Origin of the sequence: Actinomadura sp. 9N215 (genome assembly GCF_044326345.1) — a bacterium.
Classification (GTDB): Bacteria; Actinomycetota; Actinomycetes; order Streptosporangiales; family Streptosporangiaceae; genus Spirillospora.
The window spans coordinates 122,919-148,724 of sequence record NZ_JBIRBA010000023.1; the positions used below are offsets into that span (position 1 = coordinate 122,919).

At 72.9% G+C, this 25,806-nt stretch carries 23 protein-coding genes and 2 tRNA genes; 20 read left to right on the top strand and 5 right to left on the bottom strand.

The genetic code is table 11. The features are described from left to right. Window positions 1–222: 222 nt before the first annotated feature. The 4 genes from ACH34T_RS32020 (at window position 223) to ACH34T_RS32035 (ending at window position 2,288) form a co-directional block, all read left to right on the top strand. Window positions 223–295 (top strand) — tRNA-Leu (locus ACH34T_RS32020). Window positions 296–444: 149 nt separating this feature from the next. Further along, window positions 445–529 (top strand) — tRNA-Tyr (locus ACH34T_RS32025). A gap of 127 nt (window positions 530–656) precedes the next feature. Then, window positions 657–1,340 (top strand): hypothetical protein, encoded by a 684-nt coding sequence (locus tag ACH34T_RS32030; RefSeq protein ID WP_396024671.1) that lies wholly within the window; start codon window positions 657–659, stop codon window positions 1,338–1,340. A gap of 3 nt (window positions 1,341–1,343) precedes the next feature. Next, on the top strand, window positions 1,344–2,288 hold the full coding sequence (locus tag ACH34T_RS32035) for a hypothetical protein (protein WP_396024672.1): 945 nt from the start codon (window positions 1,344–1,346) through the stop codon (window positions 2,286–2,288). A gap of 121 nt (window positions 2,289–2,409) precedes the next feature. Here ACH34T_RS32035 and ACH34T_RS32040 read toward each other — a convergent pair whose 3' ends face one another. Both ACH34T_RS32040 and ACH34T_RS32045 read right to left on the bottom strand, forming a co-directional pair. Beyond that, window positions 2,410–2,838: a DUF3515 domain-containing protein gene (locus ACH34T_RS32040; protein ID WP_396024673.1), complete on the bottom strand. Its 429-nt coding sequence runs from the start codon at window positions 2,836–2,838 to the stop codon at window positions 2,410–2,412. Between the two features lie 106 nt (window positions 2,839–2,944). Further along, window positions 2,945–3,178 carry an Lrp/AsnC family transcriptional regulator gene (locus ACH34T_RS32045; protein WP_131967567.1) on the bottom strand — a complete coding sequence of 78 codons (234 nt, stop codon included), beginning with the start codon at window positions 3,176–3,178 and terminating at the stop codon, window positions 2,945–2,947. A 143-nt stretch (window positions 3,179–3,321) separates the two neighbouring features. Between ACH34T_RS32045 and ACH34T_RS32050 the strand changes: the two genes are divergently transcribed. From ACH34T_RS32050 to thiD, 3 genes are all read left to right on the top strand, one after another. Next, a complete protein-coding gene (locus ACH34T_RS32050; RefSeq protein WP_396024674.1) occupies window positions 3,322–4,242 on the top strand; it encodes a thiamine-phosphate kinase in 921 nt (306 codons plus the stop codon). A 100-nt stretch (window positions 4,243–4,342) separates the two neighbouring features. Continuing rightward, window positions 4,343–5,245, top strand: coding sequence for a cellulose binding domain-containing protein (locus ACH34T_RS32055; protein WP_396024675.1), 903 nt, complete (start codon window positions 4,343–4,345; stop codon window positions 5,243–5,245). An 88-nt stretch (window positions 5,246–5,333) separates the two neighbouring features. Then, entirely contained in the window at window positions 5,334–6,158 is an 825-nt protein-coding gene (thiD, locus tag ACH34T_RS32060) for a bifunctional hydroxymethylpyrimidine kinase/phosphomethylpyrimidine kinase (RefSeq protein WP_396024676.1), read from the top strand. 94 nt (window positions 6,159–6,252) lie between these two features. Here the strand turns inward: thiD and rpmB are convergent, their stop codons facing one another. Further along, window positions 6,253–6,447: a 50S ribosomal protein L28 gene (gene rpmB / locus ACH34T_RS32065; RefSeq protein WP_030164391.1), complete on the bottom strand. Its 195-nt coding sequence runs from the start codon at window positions 6,445–6,447 to the stop codon at window positions 6,253–6,255. Window positions 6,448–6,682: 235 nt separating this feature from the next. Between rpmB and ACH34T_RS32070 the strand changes: the two genes are divergently transcribed. The 3 genes from ACH34T_RS32070 to ACH34T_RS32080 all read left to right on the top strand — a co-directional run bounded on the left by ACH34T_RS32070 (window position 6,683) and on the right by ACH34T_RS32080 (window position 12,768). Beyond that, on the top strand, window positions 6,683–8,302 hold the full coding sequence (locus tag ACH34T_RS32070; protein WP_396024677.1) for a DAK2 domain-containing protein: 1,620 nt from the start codon (window positions 6,683–6,685) through the stop codon (window positions 8,300–8,302). A 92-nt stretch (window positions 8,303–8,394) separates the two neighbouring features. Then, a complete protein-coding gene (gene recG / locus ACH34T_RS32075; protein WP_396024678.1) occupies window positions 8,395–10,584 on the top strand; it encodes an ATP-dependent DNA helicase RecG in 2,190 nt (729 codons plus the stop codon). Between the two features lie 372 nt (window positions 10,585–10,956). Continuing rightward, window positions 10,957–12,768: a serine/threonine-protein kinase gene (locus ACH34T_RS32080; protein ID WP_396024679.1), complete on the top strand. Its 1,812-nt coding sequence runs from the start codon at window positions 10,957–10,959 to the stop codon at window positions 12,766–12,768. Between the two features lie 101 nt (window positions 12,769–12,869). Here the strand turns inward: ACH34T_RS32080 and ACH34T_RS32085 are convergent, their stop codons facing one another. Beyond that, a complete protein-coding gene (locus ACH34T_RS32085) occupies window positions 12,870–13,625 on the bottom strand; it encodes an LPXTG cell wall anchor domain-containing protein (RefSeq protein WP_396024680.1) in 756 nt (251 codons plus the stop codon). A 236-nt stretch (window positions 13,626–13,861) separates the two neighbouring features. Between ACH34T_RS32085 and rsmD the strand changes: the two genes are divergently transcribed. The 10 genes from rsmD to smc all read left to right on the top strand — a co-directional run bounded on the left by rsmD (window position 13,862) and on the right by smc (window position 24,819). Further along, the gene (gene rsmD / locus ACH34T_RS32090) at window positions 13,862–14,431 is read left to right on the top strand and encodes a 16S rRNA (guanine(966)-N(2))-methyltransferase RsmD (protein ID WP_396024681.1); all 570 of its coding nucleotides are present in this window, start codon (window positions 13,862–13,864) and stop codon (window positions 14,429–14,431) included. Between the two features lie 78 nt (window positions 14,432–14,509). Beyond that, window positions 14,510–15,970 carry a penicillin-binding transpeptidase domain-containing protein gene (locus ACH34T_RS32095; protein ID WP_396024682.1) on the top strand — a complete coding sequence of 487 codons (1,461 nt, stop codon included), beginning with the start codon at window positions 14,510–14,512 and terminating at the stop codon, window positions 15,968–15,970. A 165-nt stretch (window positions 15,971–16,135) separates the two neighbouring features. After that, window positions 16,136–16,615: a pantetheine-phosphate adenylyltransferase gene (gene coaD, locus ACH34T_RS32100; protein ID WP_396024683.1), complete on the top strand. Its 480-nt coding sequence runs from the start codon at window positions 16,136–16,138 to the stop codon at window positions 16,613–16,615. A gap of 191 nt (window positions 16,616–16,806) precedes the next feature. After that, complete coding sequence (locus ACH34T_RS32105) at window positions 16,807–17,454, top strand: YceD family protein (RefSeq protein ID WP_396024684.1); 648 nt, start codon at window positions 16,807–16,809, stop codon at window positions 17,452–17,454. Window position 17,455: 1 nt separating this feature from the next. After that, entirely contained in the window at window positions 17,456–17,635 is a 180-nt protein-coding gene (gene rpmF, locus ACH34T_RS32110) for a 50S ribosomal protein L32 (RefSeq protein WP_396024685.1), read from the top strand. 282 nt (window positions 17,636–17,917) lie between these two features. Next, entirely contained in the window at window positions 17,918–18,763 is an 846-nt protein-coding gene (gene rnc / locus ACH34T_RS32115; RefSeq protein ID WP_396024686.1) for a ribonuclease III, read from the top strand. Beyond that, window positions 18,756–19,649 (top strand): bifunctional DNA-formamidopyrimidine glycosylase/DNA-(apurinic or apyrimidinic site) lyase, encoded by an 894-nt coding sequence (mutM, locus tag ACH34T_RS32120; protein ID WP_396024687.1) that lies wholly within the window; start codon window positions 18,756–18,758, stop codon window positions 19,647–19,649. Before rnc ends, mutM begins: the two co-directional genes overlap by 8 nt. A 32-nt stretch (window positions 19,650–19,681) precedes the next feature. Then, window positions 19,682–19,981: an acylphosphatase gene (locus ACH34T_RS32125; protein WP_396024713.1), complete on the top strand. Its 300-nt coding sequence runs from the start codon at window positions 19,682–19,684 to the stop codon at window positions 19,979–19,981. A gap of 178 nt (window positions 19,982–20,159) precedes the next feature. Next, the gene (locus ACH34T_RS32130) at window positions 20,160–20,357 is read left to right on the top strand and encodes a hypothetical protein (RefSeq protein WP_131967557.1); all 198 of its coding nucleotides are present in this window, start codon (window positions 20,160–20,162) and stop codon (window positions 20,355–20,357) included. A 778-nt stretch (window positions 20,358–21,135) separates the two neighbouring features. Continuing rightward, on the top strand, window positions 21,136–24,819 hold the full coding sequence (gene smc / locus ACH34T_RS32135) for a chromosome segregation protein SMC (protein ID WP_396024688.1): 3,684 nt from the start codon (window positions 21,136–21,138) through the stop codon (window positions 24,817–24,819). A 20-nt stretch (window positions 24,820–24,839) separates the two neighbouring features. Here smc and ACH34T_RS32140 read toward each other — a convergent pair whose 3' ends face one another. Beyond that, the gene (locus tag ACH34T_RS32140; RefSeq protein WP_396024689.1) at window positions 24,840–25,769 is read right to left on the bottom strand and encodes a hypothetical protein; all 930 of its coding nucleotides are present in this window, start codon (window positions 25,767–25,769) and stop codon (window positions 24,840–24,842) included. Window positions 25,770–25,806 lie beyond the last annotated feature (37 nt).

The window sequence follows — 25,806 nt, forward strand, 5'->3', positions numbered from 1 at the left end:
TGCGGCGGTTCCGGGATCCTGGCACCGTTGACGACGTCAGCCCGTCCGGGACACAAGGGACGAGGCACGAGGCTTTGAGAGGAGGACCGGCCATGGCTCTGGAGCAGTACCGCCTACGACTGCCGTCGGCGTCGCACGCCCGCCCCGGCCGGTATCCCGTCTCCTGACGACTCCCCGGTCGAGCCGCCGCGAGTGACGCCACCTCGCGAATCTTCTTTTCTTGCGGCTCTACTCCAATGGCAGAGAGGCCACTTTCAGGAAGTGGATGTTCCGGGTTCGAGTCCCGGGAGCCGTACGCATGCCTCCGTAGTCCTACGGCAGAGACGGCAGCATGAGGTGCTGTGCGCTGGATCTGGTTGGCCAGGGCTAGCACCGAATCCCTCCGGAGGTACTGCACGGCCGGGGGGTCGGCCGCGTGACGCGGGCCGCTCGCGGCCCGTGCTTGGGGCGGCGCCGACGTTCGGAGAGTCGGGTCCGGCTGTAACCCGGTTGCCTTTGCGCTGAGTGGGTTCGAATCCCACCCGCCTCACCCGTCCGGCACCGCCGCGCGAGGTCGCGTCCGGCGCCCGCTCGAGTTCGTCCGGTTTCGCGGTCTGACCTGGGGGAACCCATAGCCCCGCATGCGTGGGGTCACCGTGTGACGACGGGGGGCGAGCATGGGGGTTTGGCGAGTTCGTGCGGCCGGTGGAGCGGTCCTGCCGCTCTGCGTCCTGCTGCTCTGTGTGCTGCTGCTTTGCGTCGTGGCCTGCGGGAAGAAGAAGGAGGAGGCGTCGCTCGCGACCACGCCGCTGCCGATGCAGCCGAGCGGTCTGGCCGTCGGAGGCGACGTCCAGCCGCAGGCGACGGACGTCGCGCAGACCCGCATCTCCGAGGCGCAGCTGCGCGACATCGCGGCGGCGTGCCGCGAGGCGGTCGAGATCACCGATGCGGGCGGCGATCCGTGCGCCAGGTCCATCCAGGAGCAGTTCAAGAACAAGCGGCCGTGCCGCCCGGACGCGCCCTGCATGATCGCGCAGGAGACGAGCTCGAACCCGGCCGGACTCGTCGAGATCAAGGACGCCTCCCAGTGCGCGGGCGGGCAGGGGAACGTGTGCCTGCGGGTGGGGGTGAAGGCCAGGACGGACTTCTTCGACGTCGCCGCGACGACCCCGCCCGAGGCGTCGCCCGACGAGGGGTCGCCGGACGACGACTCGTCGCCCGGGGGCCCGGCCTCGCCCGGCGGCGAGTCGCCGTCGCCCGACGGGCCGAGCGGCGGGACCGAGGACGTCCCGCGGCCCCAGCCCGACAGCCCGGGAGACGCCCCGCCCGAGCCGGACGGCCCGGGCCCCGGCGGGACCTGACCGATGCCCGCGGAACCCGCCGAAGAGCCCGCCGAGACGCCTGCCGAAGCGTTCGGTGAATCGTCTGGCGAATCGTCCGGCGGTGACCGGGCGATCGGCCGGATCGTCGAGATCGCCGGACGGGTGCTGGCGTCCACCGGCGTGCTGACGGCGATCCTGTACTACTTCGGCTACGTCCGCGAGCGGTCCCTCTTCGCCTACTTCGGGGTCGACCTCGGCACGGTCGGGTTCACGACGACGGACTACCTCGTGCTGAGCGCGGGCCCGGTGTTCTCCCCGCTGGCGTCGGTGATGGTCTTCGGCGTCGGCGCGCTCGTCGCCCATCATCTGCTCGTCCATCTGATGGGCGGCGCGTCGCACCGCCGGCGGCTGCTCGTCTGCCTGCTCCTCACGGCGCTGGCCGTCACCCTGCTCACGATCGGCGCCGTCAGCCTGCACAGGCACGCCGACGACGCCGTCAGCGGGCCCTACCTGTCGCCCGCGGCGCTCGGCGCCGGGACCCTGCTGCTGGAGTACGTCGCGGAGGCGGCGACCCGGTACGGGGTGGCGCGGGGAGGGTGGTCGGAGATGCTCGCGTCGACCCGCGCCGTCCGGCGCCTGCTGCTCATCGCGCTCGCCCTGATCGCGGCCTTCTGGGCCACGGCCAACACGGCGCAGCAGCACGGCCTCGACGCGGCCCGCGCCGTCGAGCTGTCGCTGCCCACCAGCCCGCAGGCCGTCGTGTACTCCCGGGAGCGCCTGCACATCACCGGACCGGGAGTCGGCGTGGCGCAGCTCGGCGACAAGAAGGACGCGGCGTACGGCTACCGCTACAACGGCCTGCGCACGCTCGCGCATCAGGGCGGCCGCTGGTTCCTGCTCCCGGCCGGCTGGACGCGCCACAACGGCGCGACGGTCATCCTGCTCCCCGACTCCACGAAGGACGTCCGGGTGGACCTGGCCCCCTGACCACGCTCGGCGTCCTGATGCCCGCGACCGCGCCGCTCGCCACCGCGCCGCTCGCCACCGCGCCGCTCGCCACCGCGCCGCTCGCCACCGCGCCGCTCGGCGCCGACCGTCCGGGGAGTGGTCAGATCTGGCCTTCGGGCTTCTTCGGGATCGTCGCCTCGATCAGCGGGCCGAGCTCGATGAGCACGTCCCCGGCCGGGTTGTACTTGGGCGGGACGGTCACCTCGACGTACGCCTGCCGCGCGACCGCGGTGAACGTGACCGGACGGTCCGCCGGCTGCCCGAACCAGTCGATCCCGTTGATCGTCACCAGCCGGGACGTGGGATGGAGCGTCCCGGGCCGCGGCACGCCGCAGCGCAGCGCGATCGGCGGGGACCCCCAGGCGGCGGTGAGCGGCGAGCTCGGCGAAGTGTCGCGGCGCTTCTGCCCGCGCACCTTCTCGGGGAGCCGCAGGCCCTCGCAGAGCCGCTGCGTGGCCGCGTCCGGCTGCGGCACGGGCACCTGCACGGCTCCGTCACCGCATGCGCCGGCCGCCAGCGCCAATCCCACGATCAAGAACGGCCAAGCCCGGCTCTTCCCGGGAGAACGTGGTCCCTCCGGCGAAGGCGCTTTCCTGCTGGGGGGACGACCCCCCAGGCCCCCCGGCAACGGCAATTCAGATGTGAACGATCGGGCAGGTGAGCGTACGCGTGATGCCTTCGACCGCCTGGATCTGGGCGACGACGAGCTTGCCGAGCTCGTCGACATTGCGCGCCTCCGCTCGGACGATCACGTCGTAAGGACCCGTGACGTCCTCCGCCAGAGTGACGCCCGTTATGCCGGAGATGTGGCTTGCCACCTCGGCCGCCTTGCCGACTTCGGTCTGGATGAGGATGTAGGCCTGCACCATCACGTCCTCCCCGGGCGGAGAATCAACCGTCGGACGGTTCACCGTATCGTGTTACGCGGCGCCGCGCGTCGCCGGGGGCGCGGGTGCCCCGAACGGACGCGTACGGGACGGTCGGAACACCGAAAACGGCGCGGACGGGGCGGATGGGCACGATCGGGGACGTGGGCGAGTTCGGGCTGATCGCCCGGCTGACGCGGCGGCTCCCGCAGGGGCCTGACGTGCGGCTCGGCCCGGGCGACGACGCCGCCGTGATCGCCGCGCCGGACGGGCGCGTCGTCGCCACCACCGACCTGCTCGTGGAGGGACGGCACTTCCGCCGCGACTGGTCCGGGCCCTACGACATCGGGCGCAAGGCCGCCGCGCAGAACCTCGCCGACGTCGTCGCGATGGGCGCCCGGCCCACGGCGCTGCTCGTCGGGTTCGCGGCCCCGCCCGCCACCGACGCGGGCTGGGCCGAACGGCTCTACGACGGGCTCGCCGACGAATGCCGCGCGGCGGGCGCGTCCGTCGCGGGAGGCGACGTCGTCGGCGCGCCCGGCGTCATGCTCGCGATCACCGCGCTCGGCGATCTGGGCGGCGCGGCGCCGCTCACCCGGTCCGGGGCGCGTCCGGGCGACGTCGTGGCCGTCCGGGGACGGCTCGGCCACGCCGCCGCCGGGCTGGCGCTGCTCGCCGAGGGACGCGACGGGCCCGCCGAGCTGATCGCGGCGCACCGCCGTCCGGAGCCCCCTTACGCGGCGGGGGAGGAGGCCCGCGCCCACGGCGTCACCGCGCTGCTGGACGTGAGCGACGGGCTCGTCCAGGACCTCGGGCACATCGCGTCCGCGAGCGGCGTGCGGATCGAGGTCGACTCGTCCGCCGTCCCCGTCCCGGAGCTCCTCGGACCGGACGGGCTGCGCCACGCGCTCACCGGCGGCGAGGACCACGCCTTCGCCGGAACCTTCCCTCCAGACGCCGACCTCCCCCCGTCCTGGACGGTGATCGGGACCGTCGCCGAAGGGTCGGGAACGCGCGTGGACGGACGCGAGCCCCCGACCGGCGCCTGGGACCATTTCCCAACGTAGGACGGCATGCACGGAGCGCGTCCACCCGTGCGCGTTGACGCATCCTGTAGGCACGGTTGGTGCGGGTTTGGTATACATCCTCTGATCGAAGAGGGATGGGATGGGACGACACACCAGGCGCGAACCACCGGACGACGAACCCGTACCGGACGCCGGCGCGTCCCAGGGTCCGTTCTACGGCGCGCCGCCGGGGACGTCCTACGACCTCTTCTCCGGGCCGACCGACGACCGCGTGTACGTGTCGCCGCACGAGCGCATCTCGACCGGTCCGCCTCCTGACGCGGACCGCACGCACGGCCCTCCGAGCCGGCACCGGTTCGAGCCGCTCCCCGGGGACTATCCGGGTGACTATCCAGGCGCTCCCAGCCTCGATCCCGCCGCCGCTCCCGAATATCAGCCCGACTCCCATGAGCCGTACGAGCCGCCGGACGCGGCCGAGCCGCCCGATTCGCGAGCCCGCTCCGAGACCTCCCGGCCCGGCGGCTCGTTCAAGTTCCTCTCGGTGCTCCCCGTCCCGCTGCTGCCGATCGTCGCGCTCGTGATCGCGGTCGGGATCGTCGCCTACGCGCTGAGCACGCAGCAGATATCCCTCAACTTCGCGGGCGGCGCCCCGCACGACAGCACGCAGACCAACCCCAGGGACAACCAGGTCTCCCAGCGCGAGCAGAACGAGCGCGCCAGCCGGGGCGCGGGCCGCACCGACGGCCTCGTCATCGCGTTCCGGGTCGCGTCCAAGGGCCCGGACGGCTTCAAGGCGACCGCGACGATCGCCAACAAGGGCGCGCGGCCCGTCACCAAGTGGGCGCTCGCGTTCAAGATCTCCAGCGCGTCCGTCACCGCCGTCAAGGGCGCCACCGTCGTCAGGACGGGCAAGGTCGCCTACGTCCGCGGCCGGACCGGCATCGCCCCCGGCGCCAAGGTGCTGATCGTGTTCGCCGCGCGGGGCACCGCCGCGAAGCCGTCCGCGTGCATCCTGAACAGCCAGCCCTGCGCCATCGTCTGAGACCGCCCGAGACCGTCTGAGATCGCTGGGGCTCGCCCAGAGGCTCGCCGAGATCGTTCGGGGCGCGTCAAGTCATAAAGTGGACGGTATGACGCACTCCCCGTCCGCCGTGCCCGCCGCGCCGCAGGCCCCGCCGCTCGTGCTCACCGTCGCGGGCTCGGACTCCGGCGGCGGCGCCGGCATCCAGGCTGACCTGAAGACCATGCTCGCGCTCGGCGTCCACGGGATGAGCGTCATCGCCGCCGTCACCGCGCAGAACTCGCTCGGCGTGCAGGGCTACTGGGAGCTGCCGGCCGAGGCGGTGCGGGCGCAGCTCGACTCCGTCCTGTCCGACATCGGCGTCCACGCGATCAAGACGGGGATGCTCGCGTCCACGGTCTTGGTCGAGACGGTCGCGGAGGCCCTGGCCGCCTCGGACGCGCCCGCCGTGGTCGACCCCGTCGGCGTGTCCAAGCACGGCGACCCGCTGCTCGCGGCCGACGCCGTGCAGGCCGTCCGCTCGGCGCTGCTGCCGGCCGCGACCGTCGTCACGCCGAACCTCTACGAGGTGGAGCAGCTCACCGGCGTCAAGGTGGTGGACGAGGCGGGGCTGCGCGAGGCGGCCGAGGCCGTCAAGGCGCTCGGCCCGGAGTGGGTCCTGATCAAGGGCGGGCACCTGCCGGGAGAGCCCGCCGACCTGCTGTTCGACGGGGAGCGCGAGCACCGCTTCACCGCGCCCCGGCACGACAACCGGCACACCCACGGCACCGGCTGCACGCTCGCGTCCGCGATCGCGTCGCACCTGGCGCTCGGCGAGGACGTCCCCGCGGCGGTCGCGAAGGCGAAGGAGTACGTGACGGGCGCGATCGCGGCGGGCTTCCCGCTCGGCGCCGGCATCGGCCCCGTCGACCACGGCTGGCGCCACCGCGCCTGACCCGCCGCTGTCCCGGGACGCCCAGACGCCCGGACGCACAAAAAACCGGCTCATCGGGTCGTTCCGATGAGCCGGCCGAAGCCCTGCGCGCCGCTCAGACGGTCGGCTTGACGACCTTCCCGGCCTTGATGCAGGAGGTGCAGGCGTTGATCCGCTTGGTGCTGCCGTTCACGACGGCGCGCACGCGCTGGATGTTGGGGTTCCAGCGGCGCGGGGTGCGGCGGTGCGAGTGGGAGACGCGCATGCCGAAACCGGGTCCCTTGCCGCAGACGTCGCAGACGGAAGCCACGGGAAACTCCAAGTGGTGTCGATGCTCTGACCGGAGCGCCGCCCGTCGCCGCCGCAAGCGGGCCGGACATCATGAGCGCTCACCGATGAGCGCCTCGGACGAGGCGCACGGATCAGAGTAGCCGACAGCCCGTCGCGTAGGCGAATCGACCTGCGAACGTACGGCTTTACGGGGTTCCCAGGAGGGCCTTGGCACGGTACAGAAGAGTCGGGAGCCGGTGAGAGGGGGCGGGGCGTTGGGTGAAGTCCTCGACGTGGCGGCGATCCGCCGGTGGTGCAGGGGCGCCGCGGAGGCGCTCGGCCGCACCCGGGCGGAGATCGACGCGCTGAACGTGTTCCCCGTCCCGGACGGCGACACCGGCACCAATCTCCACCTGACCGTGACCGCGGCGGCGGACGCGCTGGACGAGCTCCCGGACGGCGCGGCCGCCCCGGACACCTGGCGGGCGCTGGCGCGGGGCGCGCTGCTGGGCGCGCGGGGCAACTCCGGCGTGATCCTCAGCCAGGTGATCCGGGGCCTCGCGGACGTCCTCGGTCCGCTCGACGCACCGCCCGACGGGACCGCGTTCGCGGGCGCGCTGGAGCACGCGTCGGGCCTGGCCCGCGGCGCCGTGGAGCATCCCGTCGAGGGGACGATCCTGAGCGTCCTGGCCGCCGCCGCAGCGGCATGCACCTCGGCCACGGCGATGCCCGGGGCCGGAGCGGTCGAAAACGGGCTCGCCGAAGCGACGCGGGCCGCCGCCGGAGGCGCGCGGCAGGCGCTGCTCCGCACCACCGCGCAGCTGGACGTGCTCGCCCGCAACGGCGTCGTGGACGCGGGCGCGGCCGGCCTCTGCGTCGTGCTCGACGCGCTCGTCGCCGTGATCACCGAGGAGTACCCGGAGCGCTACGAGGTGCCCGCCCGCGCCGTCGGCTCGCCCGCCCCGGCGCAGGAGCGTCCTGAGCCTCGGAACGGTCCCGGATACGAGGTGATGTACCTGCTGTACGCGCCGGACGACGCCGTCCACGCCCTCCGCGAGAAGCTCGACCGGCTCGGGGACTCGCTCGTCGTGGTCGGCGGCGACGGGCTGTGGAACGTTCACGTCCACGTGGACGACGCCGGAGCGGCCGTCGAGGCGGGCCTCGCGGCCGGGCGTCCGCACCGGATCCGCGTCACGTACCTGCACGCCGGGACCGGGGAGCCGCACGCGCGGCACACCGGCCGCGCGGTGATCGCGGTCACCGCCGCGGACGGCCTGGCCGCGCTGTTCGAGGAGTGCGGCGCGCGGGTGGTCCGCCGCGACCCGGGCGCGGCGCCGCCGCTGGCGGTGCTGGCGGAGGTGATTCTCGCGGCGGGCGACGAGGTGACCGTCCTGCCGAACGAGCCCGAGGTCCTGTCCCTCGCGGAGGCGGCCGCCGAACGCGCCCGGGAGGTGGGGGCGCGCATCGCGGTCGTCCCGACGAAGGCGTCCGTCCAGGGGATGGCGGCGCTCGCGGTGCACGACCCGCTGCGCCGGTTCGGCGAGGACGTCGCCGAGATGACCCGCGCCGCAGGCGCCACCCGGTTCGGACACCTGGACGTCGCCGAGCGGGAGGCGGTCACGGGCGCCGGGCCGTGCCGTCCCGGCGACGTCCTCGGCCTGATCGAGGGCGAGGTCGCGACGATCGGCGCGGACGTCGCGGACGTCGCGCGGCGGGTTCTGGACCGGATGCTGTCCGGCGGCGGCGAGCTGGCCACGCTGATCATCGGCCTGTACGCGCCGCGCGGTCTCGCCGCGGCGCTCGAAGAGCATCTGCGCGACGCCCATCCGGACGTGGAGGTCGGCGTCTACGACGGCGGCCAGGAACGCTATCCCCTGCTCATCGGGGTCGAGTGAGCGAGCGCCCCGCCCGGTCCAGGCGGGGCCAAGCCTGATCCGGGCGGGGCATCGGCTGATTCCCGTCGCTCCCATCGGCTAGAAAAGACTGCGTGGCGAACCTCGACGAGCCGTTGCGCAAGGTCCTCGGCGACAAGACGGCCAAGGTGCTGGAGAAGGGCCTCGACCTGCACACCGCCGGCGACCTCCTGCACCACTACCCGCGCCGCTACGCGCACCGCGGCGAGCTCACGCAGCTCAGCGGCCTGCAGGACGGCGAGCACGTCACCGTCATGGCGGAGGTCGTGAAGGTGCAGGGCCGCACCCTCACCCGCAGCCCCGGCTACGTCCTGGAGATCACCGTCACGGACGGCACCGGGCAGCTGAAGCTGAGCTTCTTCGGCCGCAAGGGCTCCTACCGGGCGGAGAAGGAGCTCTCGCCCGGGACGCGCGGCCTGTTCGCCGGGAAGATCAGCACGTACCGGCCGCGCAGCGGCAGGGAGGTCAGGCAGCTGACGCATCCGCAGTACAAGGTCGTCCAGGAGAAGAGCGCCGAGCAGGCCGCGCAGGAGTGGGCCGACGAGATCATCCCGATCTACCCGTCGACGAAGTCGCTGCCCATCGAGACGATCGGCACGTCCGTCGGGACCGTCCTCGACCAGCTCGACCTGCCCGCCGACCCGATGCCGGCGACGCTCCTGCGCCGCCGCGACCTGATCGGGCTGCGCGAGGCGTACGAGGGCATCCACCGGCCGCGGAGCTGGGACGAGCTGGGCCGCGCCCGCAAGCGCCTCAAATGGGACGAGGCGTTCGTCGTCCAGGTCGCCCTGGCGCAGCGCCGCCTCGCCGCAGCCGCCCTCCCGGCGAAGCCGCGCCCGCCGTCGTTCGGCGGCCTCCAGGCGGAGTTCGACGCGCGCCTGCCGTTCGAGCTGACCAAGGGCCAGCGGGAGGTGGGCGACGAGATCGCCGCCGACCTGGCCCTCGAACACCCCATGCACCGACTCCTCCAGGGCGACGTCGGCTCCGGCAAGACGGTCGTCGCGCTGCGGGCTATGCTCCAGGTCGTGGACGGCGGCGGCCAGGCGGCCCTGCTCGCGCCGACCGAGGTCCTCGCCCAGCAGCACTACCGGTCGATCACCGGCATGCTCGGCGACCTCGCGCAGGCCGGGCAGCTCGGCGGCGCCGACAACGCCACCCGCGTCGCGCTCCTCACCGGGTCGCAGGGCGCGAAGGCGCGCAAGGAGGCCCTGCTGGACGCCGCGTCCGGCGCCGCGGGCATCGTCGTCGGCACCCACGCGCTGCTGCAGGAGAGCGTCCAGTTCGCCGACCTGGGCCTCGTCGTCGTGGACGAGCAGCACCGCTTCGGCGTCGAGCAGCGGGACGCGCTGCGCGAGAAGACCGGCGGCGGGCGCCCGCACGTCCTGGTCATGACGGCGACGCCGATCCCGCGGACGGTGGCGATGACGGTGTTCGGCGACCTGGAGACGTCCGTCCTCGGGCAGCTCCCGGCGGGCCGCTCGGAGATCCAGACCCATGTCGTGCCGCCGGAGAAGCCCGCGTTCCTCGCCCGCACCTGGGAGCGCATCAAGGAGGAGGCCGCCAAGGGCCGCCAGATCTACATCGTCTGCCCGCGCATCGGCGAGCAGGAGGGCGACGAGGGCGACGCCATCGAGCCGGAGGACGAAGGCCGCCGCTCGCCCCTCGGCATCATGGAGGTGCTGCCGAAGCTGGAGGAGCTGCTCGCCGGCGTGCGCATCGGCGTCCTGCACGGCAAGCTGTACCCGGACGAGAAGGAAGCGGTGATGCGCCGCTTCACCGACGGCGACCTGGACGTCCTGCTCGCCACCACCGTCATCGAGGTCGGCGTGGACGTGCCCAACGCCACCGTCATGGTGATCATGGACGCGGACCGGTTCGGCGTCTCCCAGCTCCACCAGCTCCGCGGACGCGTCGGACGCGGCTCCCTCCAGGGCCTGTGCCTCCTCGTCACGGACGCCGAGCCCGGCGGCAAGGCCCGCGAGCGCCTCGGCGCCGTCGCCTCCACCACCGACGGCTTCCAACTCTCCCGCCTCGACCTGGAACAACGCCGCGAAGGCGACGTCCTCGGCGCCGCCCAGGCGGGCCGCACGTCCAGCCTCCGCCTCCTCACCCTCCAGAAGGACGAGGACGTGATCCGAGACGCCCGTGAAGAAGCAACGACCTTGGCCGAAAAGGACCCAGACCTCTCCGACCACCCGGGCCTCGCGACCGTCCTGTCCACACTCCTGGACGAAGACCGAGCCGACTTCCTGGAAAAGACCTGACCGCACCGGGAGACCCGCTCGACCCAACCCCCGGCAGGTCGAACCTCAGCCACCGGTTACGGGCAGGCACGCGGAGCGAGCGCCAGCGAGCGCAGCGGGCATGCCCGGCGCGCCGCGTCCCCGCAGCGGCGGGAGCGCCAGCGACCAGAGCGAGGAGACCCATGCCGCGCAGCCGGGGTCTGGGGGTCGCCCCCAGATGGACAAAGAGACCCGTGCCGCGCAGCCGGGGGCTCGGGGGTCGCCTCCCAATAGACAACTGAGAACACACGGTCGATCACAGACGTCTAACGTATAGCCGATCGTAAGTGGCGATGCGGTGCTCGCGCGGGTACAGGTCCCGTGGCGGGTTTCGCATGCGACGGAGGAGCTCCCATGGCGGCCGTTGGCCCATTGCTGCCCAGCGACCCGGTCCGGCTCGGCCCGTACGAGCTGGCCGGACGGATCGGTGAAGGCGGGCAGAGCGTCGTCTACCTGGGGCGCCGTGAGGACGGTCAGCAGGCGGCGGTGAAGCTGCTGCGCGACCGCTTCAGCCGCGACCCGGAGTGGCGGGCGCGGTTCGAGCGGGAGATGCGGATGATCGGGCGGGTCGCCGGGTTCTGCACCGCCCAGGTCCTGGACGCCGACATCTCCGGCGACCTGCCGTACGTCGTCAGCGAGTACGTGCCGGGTCCCTCGCTGAGCGGGCTGGTCACCGAGAAGGGCCCGCGGACGGGGACCGATCTCGACCGCCTGGCGATCGGGACCGTCACGGCGCTGGCGGCGATCCACCGGGCGGGCATCCTGCACCGCGACTTCAAGCCGTCCAACGTGCTGATGGGGCCGGACGGGCCGCGCGTCATCGACTTCGGCATCGCGCGGATCGCCGGGGCGTCGGCGACCAAGGGCAGCGGGGTGGTGGGGACGCCGTCGTACATGGCGCCCGAGCAGGTCACCGACACCGATCTCGGCACGGGCGTGGACCTGTTCACGTGGGCGGCGACGATGCTGTTCGCGGCGACGGGCCGGCACCCGTTCGGGAACGACACGATCTCCGCGGTGTTCCACCGGATCCTGAACTACGAGCCCGACCTGTCGGCGCTGCCGGAGTCGCTGCGCGGCGTCGTCGCGTCCTGCCTGGCCAAGGACCCGGCTCGGCGTCCGGAGGCGCAGCAGGTGCTGCTGGACCTGCTCGGCGGCGTCGCCACGATCGACGAGGGCGACATGGGGACGCTCAGCACCGGCGCCCATTTCGCCGGGGACCCGAGGACGCCGCAGTCTGCGCCGCCGACCGTGGGCCGCGCCGATCACCTGGTCGGCACGGACTCGGGCGGGACCGGCCCAGGGACCGGCCCTGGAATGGGGGGCGGGATGGGCTACGCGCAGCCGCCGCCGACCGTCCCGCCGCGGCGGAGGCGGCGCGGGCTCGGCATCGCCGCGGCCGCGGTGGCGGTGCTGCTCGCGGTGGGCGTGGGCGGGGCGGCGTGGGCGCTGCTGTCCGACGGCTCGGGGAACAAGCCCGCGAAGGCGGACACGGCCGCGGCGGCCGCGCCGCCCGCCGAGGCCGCGGCCGCGGTCGATCCGGCCGCGCAGGCGATCAAGACGGTGCTGAGCTTCGACCACGCGCGGCTCGACCAGAACGTGGCGGCGGCGCACCGGGTGTCGACGCCCCGGTACGGCGCCGAGTACGACAAGCAGCTCAAGACCCGCGACTACCTTGCCGAGCTCAGGGACAAGGGAGGTTCGGTCACCACGGAGATCGTCGACTCCGCCGTGGTGGCGGCCGGGGCCGGCACGGTGACGGTGCTGTCGTACGTCAAGCGGACGGCGCGCGCGGAGAACGCCAATCCGAGCCGGCTCCAGCACCCGATGCGGGCGATCATGGTCAGGCAGGGCGGCGGCTGGCTTCTCGACAACCTGTTCTCGCTGGACGCGAGCGCGCCGCGCGCCAACACGGCGGGCGCGACCTGGCCGGGCGCGCAGGCGCGCGGGGCGCTCGACGCCGTCGCGGGCGCCCCGTCCGTCGCGGCGGGGACGGCCGTGGAGGTCGGCCTGCGCTCGGCTGGGCAGGCGGACCGGCTGGTCGCCCTGGTGACGCTCGGTGCGTGCAAGAGCGGCTGCACCAACCGGGATCAGGTGAGCGTCCACCGGCTGCAGCTCCAGCTTTCGGGCGGCGCCTGGAAGGTCGTGGGCAGCGAACCCCTCTGAGGGGTTCCGCGGGCGGCGGGAGCGGCCGGACGGCGCCGAGAGCGGCTCCGCATGCCGAAGGGGCGTCCCCCCGGCTGGGAGACGCCCCTCTGTCGGGATGGTCAGGACTCGCGGGCCGTGCGCCTGCGGGTCGCCGCCACCGCGGCGCTGCCCGCCACGATGGCGGTGATGCCGAGCAGCGCCAGCGGCAGCGAGTCGGTTCCGGTGACGGGCAGCTTCTTCGGCGGCGTGAAGTCGCCGACGCCCGCCGCGCCGGGGTTCATGGGCGAGGCCGGAAGGTCGGGCAGGAGCGGCCCCGAGGGCGGGCCCGGCGGCGTCGGGCCCGGCGGCACCGGCGGGGTGGGCGGCGTCGGCGGGGTCGGGGGCGTCGGCGGGGTGGGCGGCGTCGGCGCCTGGCAGCCGCCGACGCAGGCCTTCGCCGACACGTTCGCCGACAGCGACGTTCCGCCGGCCGAGAGCCCGGCGTTCGCGCCGACCGACAGGCCGGGTTCTTCGGCGGCGGCCGTGGTCCGGTTGCCCTGGCGCGTGGCCGAGCCGCCGCCCAGCGACGCGTTGACGCCCGCGTTCACCCGGATTCCGCCGTTCTTGCCGCCGCCCGACGAGCCGACGCCGACACCGACGCCGACCCCGAGGTCGAGCTTGAGGCCCGAGCCTCCGGAATCGGTCGGCTTGCTCGACGCCAGCGCGGGGGCGAGATCGAGGCTGAGCAACGGCTTCGATGCCTTCTTTGGCGGCTCCTTCTTCGGGGCCACGCTCTTGAACGGGAGCGCGGCCTGCTTGGCGGAGGGCTGGGAGGTCTCAGCATGCGAAACGCCGCTCATGGCGGCGATGCCGAGAACCGTCGCGCCGGCCGTCACCGCCAGTCTCCTACCGTGATGCACTGATACTCCTGGGGGAAAAGTGGTTGCACAACCTGCGAGCACGTTTACACGTCCAGTAGTGGCTGTGAACAGTGATCGGGTCATTTAGGTGTAGTTTCACAACCGGCCGGCGTCCAAGTTGTGCATTCTTGGGCGTGTCGTCCGTCGGGCCGGATCGGGGCGTGCCGCCGGCGTCCGGCCGGAACGGGACGCGCTGCCGCGATACTGGGGAGATGACCAGGGTGATCGCGGGCACCGCGGGAGGACGGCGGCTCACCGTCCCGCCCGGACGGGACACCAGGCCGACCAGCGACCGCGCCCGGGAGGGCCTGTTCGGCACGGTGCTGGCCCTGCTCGGCCCGCTGGACGGGCTCCGCGTCGCCGACCTGTACGCGGGCTCCGGCGCGGTCGGCTTGGAGGCGCTGTCGCGGGGGGCCGCGCACGCGCTGCTCGTCGAGTCGCATCCGCGCGCGATGAAGGCGATCCGGAGGAACGCCGAGACGCTGGGGCTGCCCGGTGCCGTCCCGTGCGCGGACAAGGTGGAACGGGTCGTCCGCAAGCCCCCGCCTGGCGAGCCGTACGACCTGATCTTCGCCGACCCGCCGTACGCGCTGGCGGACGCGTCCGTCACCGTCCTGCTGGACGACCTCCGCGACCACGGCTGGACGGCCCCCGACGCGCTGGTCGTCGTCGAACGCGCCGCCCGCGGCCCGGCACTGCGCTGGCCGGACGGCTACGAGCCCGAACGAGACCGCCGTTACGGCGAAGCAGTGTTCTGGTACGGACGCGCCGTCGCCCGTTGAGTCGCGCCGTCGCCCGTTGAGTCGCGCCGTCGCCCGTTGAGTCGCGCCGTCACCCGTTGAGACGGGCCGCTTCCGGGTATGGGCAGGCGCATGAGGCCCGGCGTCGACCGTGCCGTTGGGCGTACCTGGATCCTCACCCTGGTGATGGTCATCGCGCTCATGGCGAACATCACCTATGTCCAGGGGTTCGAGGCCCAGAACCTGCGCGACGACTCGCTCAACGCCCGCCAGTTCGAGGACCGCTTCAAGATCGACCGAGGCCCCATCGTCGCGGACGGCGAGCGCCTCGCCTGGTCGGAGAAGCTCGACGACGACCGCTACCGGCGCCGCTACAAGGACGGCCCGGTGTTCGCGCCGATCACCGGCTACTTCTCCGTGTTCTCCCAGACCGGCCTTGAGGACGCCGAGAACCACTTCCTGGACGGGACGGACGACCGCCTCGCCACGTCCAACTTCATCGACAAGCTGATCGGCAAGCACGTCCCCGGCGGCACCGTCGAGTCGACCGTCAGCGTCAAGGCGCAGCGCGTCGCCTACGACGCGCTCCAGGGCGCGGGCGCGCGACGTGCCGCGGCCGTCGTGCTCGACGCCGGCACGGGCGCGGTCCTGGTGATGGCGTCGACGCCGTCCTACGACCCCGCCGAAGTGTCGACCCTCGACCGCGAGAAGGCGACGGCCGCGTTCGAGCGGCTCGGCGACCAGCCGCTCAAGCCGCTGCTCGACAAGGCGGCGAACGAGCTGTTCCCGCCCGGGTCCACGTTCAAGACCGTGGTGGCCGCGTCCGCGCTGGAGGCCGGGGCGAGCGGGAGCACCCGCGTCAGGGCCGGCCGCAGCTACCGGCCGCCGCGCGCCGGGCAGGCGATCAACAACGACGCCGGCGACATCGGCGGCTCGTGCGACCTGGGCCGGATCCCGCTCATCGAGGCGTACGCCCAGTCGTGCAACACCACGTTCGCCTTCATGGGCGCGGAGGAGCCGGGCAACGACGCCGTCCACGCGGAGGCAGGGCGGTTCGGGTTCGGCGAGCGGATCGAGTACGCCGACGGCCTGCGCGGCGCCCCGAGCTCCTTCCCGAAGACCGGCGAGCCGTCGCTGAGCGCGCTCGGCTCCATCGGCCAGGGCAGCACGGTCGCCTCGCCGCTGCAGATGGCCATGGTCGCCGCCGGGATCCTCAACGACGGGGTCGTCATGGAGCCGCGCCTCGTCGACAGGCTACGCGCCCCGAACGGCTCCACCGTGGACGAGATATCGCCCGCCCGGATGTCCACCGCCCTCACCGGTGACCAGGCGAAGCAGCTGCAGGACATGATGAAGGCCGTCGTCGACCGGGGCACCGGGAAATCGCTGCGGGGCACGTCCGTCCTCGGCGGCAAGACCGGGACCGCCGACGTCGAGGGCGCCTCCTACAACGACCGCTGGTTCATCGGCTTCGGCCCGCGCGACGACCCCGAGTACGCGGTCGCGGTGCTGACCGAGGCGCCCGGATACGGCATCGAGTCCGGCCCGATCGCCGCCAGGATCATCGATGCGCTGGACTGAGCGTTCTTCGTCCGGCCGTTCGCGGGGGCAAGGCCGCGCGGGCCGGCCGAGGATGAAGAACGTTCACGGAGGAGGGTGATCGGCGAGCCCGGGTGAAACCGGGCCGAATGCGATTTGGTACGTTCGCGCCGCAGGTCAGAAACCGGGAGCGAAGGGGTTCGCGCCGTGCGCCGTGTCGTCTGTCCGGGGTCGTTCGACCCCGTCACCAACGGGCATCTCGACATCATCAGCCGCGCCTCCCGCCTCTACGACGAGGTGGTCGTCGCCGTGCTGATCAACAAGAGCAAGAAGAGCCTGTTCACCGTCGACGAGCGCGCCGACATGATCTCGGAGGTCACCAAGGAGTACGGCAACATCTCGGTCGACACGTTCTACGGGCTCACCGTCGACTACTGCAGGGAGCAGAACATCCCGGTGATCGTCCGCGGGCTCCGGGCCGTCAGCGACTACGAGTACGAGTTGCAGATGGCCCAGATGAACCACCGCATCGCCGGCGTGGAGACGCTGTTCATGGCGACGAACCCCGAGTACGCGTTCCTGTCGTCCAGCCTGATGAAAGAGGTCGTGCGGTTCGGCGGCGACATCTCGGGACTCGTCCCGGACATCGTCCACCAGCGGCTCGTCGACCGCCTCAAGGAGGGCTGAACCCGTTCTCCGGGCCGGGGCCGGCAGGGCCCCGGGGCCGCCCGCCGCCGGGACGAAGAGGTCCGCTGACGCCCAGCGAGGACGAAAACACGCACCGGCGGCCATGCCTGGTGAGCGGGCCCGCGAGTTGGGGCAACGGCCGGGTCTTCGGTACGCTGGGACATCGGCCATCACCGGTGGCCGTCATTCTCATGCCTCACGAAAGCAGGAATCCACTGACACGTCTCGGCCCCAACGCCCCTCTCGTGCTCGACACCCGAGCTCTGGGCAGGCAACCCGGGTCGTCGCGGGAGGAGCACCTGTCCGTGCCGGCACCGGAGAATTTCGGCGTCGAGATGGTGGGCGTCCCCGAGGGCGCCGCGATCGAGCTGGACATCCGGCTCGAAGCGGTCCTGGAAGGGGTGCTCGTCACGGGCATGGCGACGGTCCCCCTCCGGGGGGAGTGCGCCCGCTGCCTCGACCCGATCGCCTCGACCTTCGAGGCGGACTTCCAGGAGCTCTTCGTCTACGACGACACCCGCTCCGGCGGGAACGCCGCCGACGACGAGCTCCGCCTTGAGGGCGACCTGATCGACCTCGAACCCGTCCTGCGGGACGCGGTGGTGCTCGCGCTGCCGCTGTCCCCGCTGTGCCGGGACGACTGCCCGGGCCTCTGCCCGGAATGCGGTGCGCGGCTCGCGGACGTCGAGCCGGGCCACCGCCACGACGTCGCCGACCCCCGGTGGGCGGCGCTGCAGGACCTCGCCGGCGACATGGCGCCGGCGTCCCCCGACCGGGGGGACGGGAGCAACGGCTCCCGTGCAACATACGACCGACGAGAAAGAAAGCAGGAGGGCTGACGTGGCCGTCCCGAAGCGGAAGAAGTCGCGCAGCAACACGCGGCACCGGCGCTCGCAGTGGAAGACCGCGGCGCCGAACCTGGTCGAGTGCCCGACGTGCCGCGACCAGAAGCTGCCGCACATCGCGTGCGCGACCTGCGGCACCTACAACCGGCGCGAGGTCATCGCCCCGTCGGCCTGAGTCTTCTCGCATCCTGGGGGGCGGATCCGCGCGGACCGCGCGCACCGCCCCCCGATGCGGCAGGACAGGCACCCGACCACCCGGCGCGCGACGCCGGCGTGGTGACCGGCGCGGAGAATGCGCCCGGAGCCGTGGTGCACGCCGGGATCAGCCGACCGGCGCGCACCTCGTCTTCGCGGACCCTCCCGCCCGTCCTCGCCGGTTCGGCCGCCCAGGCCGTCCAGGCCGCGCGCCTCACACGCGACCGCGCCCTGCGCGGTAGACGGCCTGCGAGGAGGGCCTGTGAGCGGCAAGAAGAGCGATCCGGCGCCGGATCGGACCGAACTGACCGGCGCCCTCGGTGTCGAGGTGAGCGGCGACCTGCTCGAACGCGCGCTGACGCACCGTTCGTACGCCTACGAGAACGGCGGCCTGCCCACCAACGAGCGCCTGGAGTTCCTCGGCGACTCGGTGCTGGGCCTCGTCGTCACCGACACCCTGTTCCGCGGCCACCCCGACCTGCCGGAGGGGCAGCTCGCCAAGCTGCGCGCCGCGGTCGTCAACATGCGCGCCCTCGCGGGCGTCGCGCGCGGACTCGGCGTCGGCGCGCACATCCGGCTCGGCCGCGGCGAGGAGGGCACGGGAGGCCGCGACAAGGCCTCGATCCTCGCCGACACACTGGAGGCGCTGATCGGCGCCGTGTACCTGGACCGCGGACTGGACGAGGCGTCCGCCCTGGTGCACCGGCTGTTCGACGCGCTGATCACCCGTTCGGCGGGCCTCGGCGCCGGCCTGGACTGGAAGACCTCGCTGCAGGAGCTCACCGCGGTGGAGGAGCTCGGCGTTCCCGAGTACCACGTCGCCGAGAGCGGCCCCGACCACCAGAAGACGTTCCGCGCCTCGGTGCGGGTCGGCGGGCGGACGTACGGGTCGGGCGAGGGCCGCAGCAAGAAGGAGGCCGAGCAGCACGCCGCCGAGGCCGCGTGGAACGAGATCCGCGCGCTCGTCGTCGAGCGGGAAGCCGCCGAGCACGCGCACCCGCCCGCGGGCCGGGGCCAGGCCGCGCAGGAGCAGGCCGGGCAGGGCCAGAGCGGGCAGGAGCAGGCAGGGCAGGAGCAGGCCGGACAGGCGGCCCAGGCCGGTGCCTGAGCTTCCCGAGGTCGAGGTCGTCCGGCGGGGCATGGACCGCTTCACGACCGGGCGCACCATCGCGTCCGCCGAGGTCCTGCACCCGCGGTCGGTGCGCCGCCACGACGCAGGTCCCGCCGACTTCGCCGGACGCCTCGCCGGACGCACCGTCCTCCCGCCCCGCCGCCGCGGCAAGTACCTGTGGATGCCGCTCCGCGCCGACGGCGACGGGACGCCCGACGAGGCGCTCCTCGCCCACCTCGGGATGAGCGGCCAGCTGCTCGTCGGCGAGCCCGACCGGGAGCGCGAGAAGCACCTGCGGGTCCGGATCGTCTTCGACGACGGCGGCCTCGACCTGCGCTTCGTCGACCAGCGGACGTTCGGGCACCTCATGGTCGCCGACCTGGTGCCCGACGCGGTCGGCGGGCAGGGGCTTGTCCCTGAGCCGATCGTGCACATCGCCGCCGACCCGCTGGAGGACGCCTTCGACGCGGAGGCGTTCTACCGCGCCCTCCGCCGCCGCAGGACCGGGATCAAGCGGGCGCTCCTCGACCAGTCGCTGATCAGCGGCGTCGGCAACATCTACGCCGACGAGGCGCTGTGGCGGGCGAGGCTGCACTGGGCCCGGCCGACCGAGACGATGACGCGGGCGGAGGCGTCCCGCGTCCTGGCGGCGGCTCAGGACGTCATGGGCGCCGCCCTGGAGGTCGGCGGGACCTCGTTCGACCGGCTCTACGTCAACGTCAACGGCGAGAGCGGCTACTTCGAGCGCTCGCTGGACGCCTACGGCAGGCGGGACGAGCCGTGCCGCCGCTGCGGCACCCCCATCCGGCGGGACGAGTTCATGAACCGTTCGTCCTACAGCTGCCCCGTGTGCCAGCCGCGCCCGCGCCGGGCACGGTACTAGGGCGTGGACCGATGACCGGAACGGGGGACGCGATGGACGCCGACGACGAGGCGGTGCGGCTGACGGCGTGGGTGCGCGGACGGGTCCAGGGGGTCGGTTTCCGCTGGTGGGTACGGGCGCGGGCCCTCGAACTCGGCCTCGCCGGCAGCGCCACGAACCTGCCCGACGGGCGTGTGGAGGTCGTCGCCGAAGGCCCCCGGGCCAAGTGCCGCCGGCTCCTGGACCTGCTGGACGGCGACGCCGCCGAACCGGCGCGTCCGGGGAAGGTCACGGGCGTCACCGAACGTTGGACCGAGCCACGTGGCGAGGCCGCCGGTTTCCACGAGCGGTGACCGGGTGGGGAACGGTCGCTTTTACCTGCTAAACTAGTAGTCGAAGGTTGTTACCGGCCTGTGATGTGCGTCTTGACCAGGACACCGGCCGGTGCGACTCTAGACGATACGCGCACCGACTTCAGCTGATTCTCGTGCGCGATCCCTGCTGGTTACTCAGCGTGGAGGACCCTTAGTCATGGCGAAGGCTCTACTCGGCCACGTCGGCGGTCCCGACCCCCGGATGGTCGCGGAGATGCGGCGCCTTCAGCAGCGCGTACGTGATCTGGAAGCCGAACTCGTACGGCTCCAGGCGGAGAACGACGCGCTCGCGACGGCGACGGACGACGATGTGATGTCGCTTCCGGTGAAGGACCGTGAACCGGCGCTGACCTGATCGGCGCCTGATTCTCAGAGTGAACAGGGACGCCGCCACTTGGCGTCCCTTAATTATGCTGTGTTGGCCCAGGGGGGGCGACCCCCCTGGAACCCCCCGTTGCGAGCCGGTCGATCCTCACGCCACGGTGCGGGTTCGTTGTGACCGTGCGGGTTTGTGACGTGTCGCTGCGGTCGCCCGGCTCGTCGGGTCGTGCGACCTCCGGCGCGGGGCGCCTCCGGCCGCACGACCCGTGACCCCGGCTTAGGTCCACTCCACGTACGCGGACCTGACTCGTCCGGGGATGGGCGTCGTCGCCGTTCATGCTTTTCCGCGAAGCGGGGACGTCCGCCATTTTCGTGCAGACCCGGCTCGCCACATCGGAAGCCAGTCAAGATTCGGTCAATCCCGACCCTTTTTCGGTACGTCCGCGTCTGACGGTTTTGTGGCAATTGCTGGGATCCGGGTATCGGCCCGTCCGCGACGACCGTCTACGACCCGCATCCGCGAGGCCCCCGAACCCGCGAGCAGGCCCCTGACCGACAGGTGCGCCGACCTCAGCCATCTCCGCAATCCCGCGACGACCTCAATCGTCGCGATCGCGAACGAAGGCAGGTTCGAGCTTGCGAGAACCTGATCGCGCAGCGAGCCGCTAGGCGAGTCGGATGCGATGCAGCGATCGCACCGCGTTGCTCGACGATGGAGGGCCGCCAAGGCCCGAAGGAGGAGCGCAGCGCAGTAAACACAGTATCGTTCGACGGATGTTGTCGGCCCGTGTGTGGAGGAGGACGGGGAGCGCGTGTACCTGAAGAACCTTACGTTGCGCGGCTTCAAGTCCTTCGCGTCGTCCACCACGTTGAAGTTCGAGCCGGGCATCACGGCCGTGGTCGGGCCGAACGGGTCGGGCAAGTCGAACGTCGTGGACGCGCTGGCCTGGGTGATGGGGGAGCAGGGCGCGAAGTCGCTGCGCGGCGGCAAGATGGAGGACGTCATCTTCGCCGGGACCGCGAACCGGGCGCCGCTCGGCCGCGCCGAGGTCGTGCTGACGATCGACAACTCCGACGGCGCGCTGCCGATCGACTACACCGAGGTCACGATCAGCCGGCTGATGTTCCGGTCGGGGTCGAGCGAGTACGCGATCAACGGCGATTCGTGCCGGTTGCTGGACATCCAGGAGCTGCTGTCCGACTCGGGCATCGGCCGCGAGATGCACGTGATCATCGGGCAGGGGCAGCTGGACCGCGTCCTGCATGCGGGGAACGAGGGGCGCCGGGCGGTGATCGAGGAGGCGGCGGGCGTCCTGAAGCATCGCAAGCGGAAGGAGAAGGCGCTCCGCAAGCTGGACGCGATGCAGGGCAACCTGACCCGCGTCCAGGACCTGACCGGTGAGCTGCGGCGGCAGCTGAAGCCGCTGGGCAGGCAGGCGGAGATCGCGCGCAAGGCCGCCGTCATCCAGGCCGACCTGCGGGACGCGCGGCTCAGGCTGCTGGCCGACGACCTGGTCACGCTGCGGACGAGGCTGGACCAGGAGGCCGCGGACGAGGCCGCGATCCGGGAGCGCCGCGCGGAGACGGAGCGGGCGCTGGCGGAGGCGCAGGAGCGCGAGGGCGTGCTGGAGGCGGAGGAGGCCGAGCAGGCGCCGAGGCTCGCGCAGGTGCAGGACACGTGGTTCCAGCTGTCGGCGCTGAAGGAGCGGCTGCGCGGCGTCGCCGATCTGGCCGCCGAGCGGCACCGGAACGCGGCCGAGGAGCGCCAGGAGGAGCGGCGCGGGCGCGATCCCGAGGACATGGAGCGTGAGGCGGCCGAGGTCCGCGAGCAGGAGGAGATGCTGCGGGCCGCGCTGGAGGAGGCGCAGGACGGCCTGTCCCGCGCGGTGGAGGAGCGGTCGGGCGCCGAGGACGCCCTCGCGGTGGAGGAGCGCAGGCTGCAGGCCGCCGCCCGTGCCGCCGCCGACCGCCGCGAGGAGCTGGCCAGGCTGCGCGGACGCGTCGAGGCGCTGCGCAGCAAGGCGCAGGCCGGGCGGTCGGAGATCGGGCGGCTCGCCGACGCGCGGGAGGAGGCGGAGCAGCGCGCCGAGTCGGCGCGGACCGAGTTCGAGGCGTTCGAGGCGGAGGTCGTCGAGGATCCGGCGCTGGCGGCGGAGCACGAGGCCGTTCAGGAGGCGCTCGCCACGGCCAAGGACGCCGCCGAGTCGGCGCGGGCCGCGGTCGACGGCCCGCGCCGCGCGCTGAAGGAGGCCCGGTCGGCGGTGGGTTCGGCCCGGTCGGCCGATCAGGCGGCGCAGAAGAGGGTCACCGCGTTGCAGGCCCGGATCGAGGCCCTGAACCTGACGCTGGCCAGCGCCGCCGACGGCGGGGAGGCCCTGCTGTCGGCGGGATCCGACGGGTCGCTCGACGGTGTGCTGGGGACGGTGGCGTCGCTGCTGAACGTCCGTCCCGGGTACGAGACGGCGGTCGCGGCGGCGCTCGGGAACGCAGCGGAGGCCATCGCCGTCGGTTCGCTCGACACCGCGGAGGCCGCGTTGACGCTGCTGCGGTCGCGTGACGCCGGACGGGCGGGGCTGCTCGTCGGCGGGGGAGCGGCAGCGCAGTGGAATCGGGTTTCGGGCGTCGACTACGCGGTCGATGCGGTGAACGTGCCGGATGCTGTGCGTCCTGCGGTTGAGCATCTTCTGCGTGAAGTGGCCGTGGTGGACGACGTCCCAGCTGCGGCTGCGCTCGTCCGTAGGGAACCGTCTCTGCGTGCGGTCACCCGTGACGGCGAATTGGTCGGTGCGCATTGGGCGCAGGGAGGCGGGGCAGGTGGCGGCCAGACTCTCCTGCAAATGCGCGCCACGCTCGACGAGGCCGCTGAGGACTTGGCTGCGGCAGAGACGGCGGCCAGCGCTGCGGCTGAGGATCTCGACGCGTCGATAGAGCGCGAACAGGCCGCACAGACGGCGGTGGAGGGCGCGGAAGCAGCCGCAAGCGAGGCCCAGTCGACCATGAACCACGCCCAGGCGGAGCTTGACCGCGTCCGCGCGCGCTTGCGCGAGTTCGACGCGCAGGCCGCCCAGGAGGCCAAACGCGCCGCCCGCTTGGAGGCCGACGTCCGCGCCGCCCGGGGCGAGGCGGAACGGCTGACCAAGGCGCTCGACGCGGCCAACGAGTCCCTGGAGCGCGACACCGAGGCGGCCGAGGAGCTCGCGATGCGGCTCGCCGAGTCGGAGGAGGCCGCCGAGGTCGCCGCAGAGGCCGGGCACGACACCGACGCCCGCGACGAGCTGAACGCCCGCTGCCAGGAGCTGCGCGCCGCCGAGATGGAGGCGCGGCTGACGGTCCGCACGGCGGAGGAGCGCGTCCAGGCCATCGCGGGCCGCGCCGACGCGCTCGAACGCGGCGCCCGCCGCGAACGCGAGGAACGCGCCCGCGCCGAGCAGCGCCGCGCCCGCCGCGAACAGCAGGCCAAGGTCGCCAAGGCCGTCCTCAAGGGCGCGCGGACCGCGCTCGAACGCATCGACCACTCCCTGGACGCCGCCGTCCGGCGCCGGGAGGCCGCGGAGCAGGCCAAGGCCGCTCGCGGGGCCGAGCTGAAGGTCGTCCGGACGCAGGTGCGGGAACTGTCCGGCACCCTCGAACGCCTCGTCAACGTCGTCCACGGCAACGAGGTCGCGCGCGCCGAGCAGCGGCTCCGGCTGGAGCAGTACGAACAGCGCGCACTGGAGGAGTTCGGCCTTGAAGTCGAGGCGCTCGTCTCGGAGTACGGGCCCGACCAGCCCATTCCGCCCGACCCCGAGACGGAGACAGGCCCGGACGGTGAGAAGGGCGCCGCGCAGCCCGTTCCGTATGACCGGGCCGTCCAGGAAAAGCGCGCCAAAGCGGCGGAGCGGCAGCTCAACCAGCTCGGCAAGGTCAATCCGCTCGCGCTGGAGGAGTTCGCGGCGCTGGAGGAGCGGCACGCGTTCCTGACCTCGCAGCTGGAAGACCTGAAGAAGACCCAGCGGGAGCTTCTCGGCCTCGTCAAAGAGGTGGACGACCGCGTCCAGCAGGTGTTCGCCGCCGCGTATGACGACACCGCCCGCGAATTCGAGCGCATTTTCGCCCGGCTGTTCCCCGGCGGCGAAGGCAGCCTCTCGCTGACCGAACCGGACGACATGCTCACCACCGGCGTCGAGGTCGCCGCGCGCCCGCCCGGCAAGAAGGTCAAGCGGCTGTCGCTGCTTTCGGGCGGTGAGCGGTCACTGGTCGCGATCGCGTTCCTCGTCGCCGTCTTCAAGGCCCGCCCGTCGCCGTTCTACGTTTTGGACGAGGTCGAGGCCGCGCTGGACGACACCAACACTCAGCGGCTCATCACCGTCTTCGAGGAGCTGCGCGAGTCGTCGCAGATCATCCTGATCACCCACCAGAAGCGGACCATGGAGGGCGCCGACGCCCTCTACGGCGTCAGCATGCGCGGCGACGGCGTCACGCAGGTCGTCAGCCAGCGGCTCCACGAGCACGTCTGACTCTGGCTCCGCCACCGGCCTCAGGAGGCCGGGGGTTCGGCGGCGGGCATGAGGAGGTAGCCGCGGACGCCGGAGCGGTGGCACGGCGCGTTGACGGCCGGCCCGTCCCCGCCCTCCGCGTGGACGTCGACGCCCACGCACATGCCGTCGCCGCGCGTCGCCTGCGGGACGATGTCGAACAGCCGCAGGGACGTCCCGGGCCCTCCGGTCCGCGTCAGCCGGAACCGCTGCATCGGGCCGTCGCCGCAGTCCTTCATGAACAGCTCGGCGTTCTCGGTGCGGGCGTCGAGCGTCGCGCACAGGAGTTCCCCGTCGACCGTCCACGCCTTGAGCCGGAAGGTGTCGGGGGCGTCCGCGAAGGGGGCCAGGCGGATCCGCTGGAGCTCGTCGTCCGCGTCGCATGCGTCCTGCGCGAGCCGCGGCCTGAACCGGTCGTCGGGCAGGATCGACAGGCAGGTCCTGGACGGCGCGTCGCCGGTCAGCGGCATGATCGTGTACCAGCCCGGCGCGGGCGCCGACGCCGCGGTGGACACGTCCGGCGGGCTCGCGGTCCGCTCGGGGCCGGGCTCGCCGTGCAGGACGCCGGAGAGCGTCCACACCACGACCGCGATCGTGATGACGGTCGGCGTCGCGATCAGCAGCGAGAGCCGGTGCCAGGGCCTGGCGGTCCCCTCGATGCGGGCGTGGGCGCGCAGCCACCGGTCCCGCTCGCCGGGCCCGAGGCCGCATGTGGTCACGAACGCGGCCACCAGCTCCCGGCTCGGCAGCGCGCTCCCGTCGAGGACCTCGCCGAGCCCGGCCGGGCCGGCGCCGCCCCCGGCCGCCCGCGTCCGCTCCTCCAGCTCGGAAAGCGGCAGGCCGGACCGCTCTGCCAGCCGGCGCATGAGGTCGAGGAAGTCGACGGCGCCGCGCGCCTGCTCGGGCCGTGGAAGCCCATGGGGAGCCGGCACCGATGTCCTCTCGCGAACGGGGACGGGGACGAGGGAT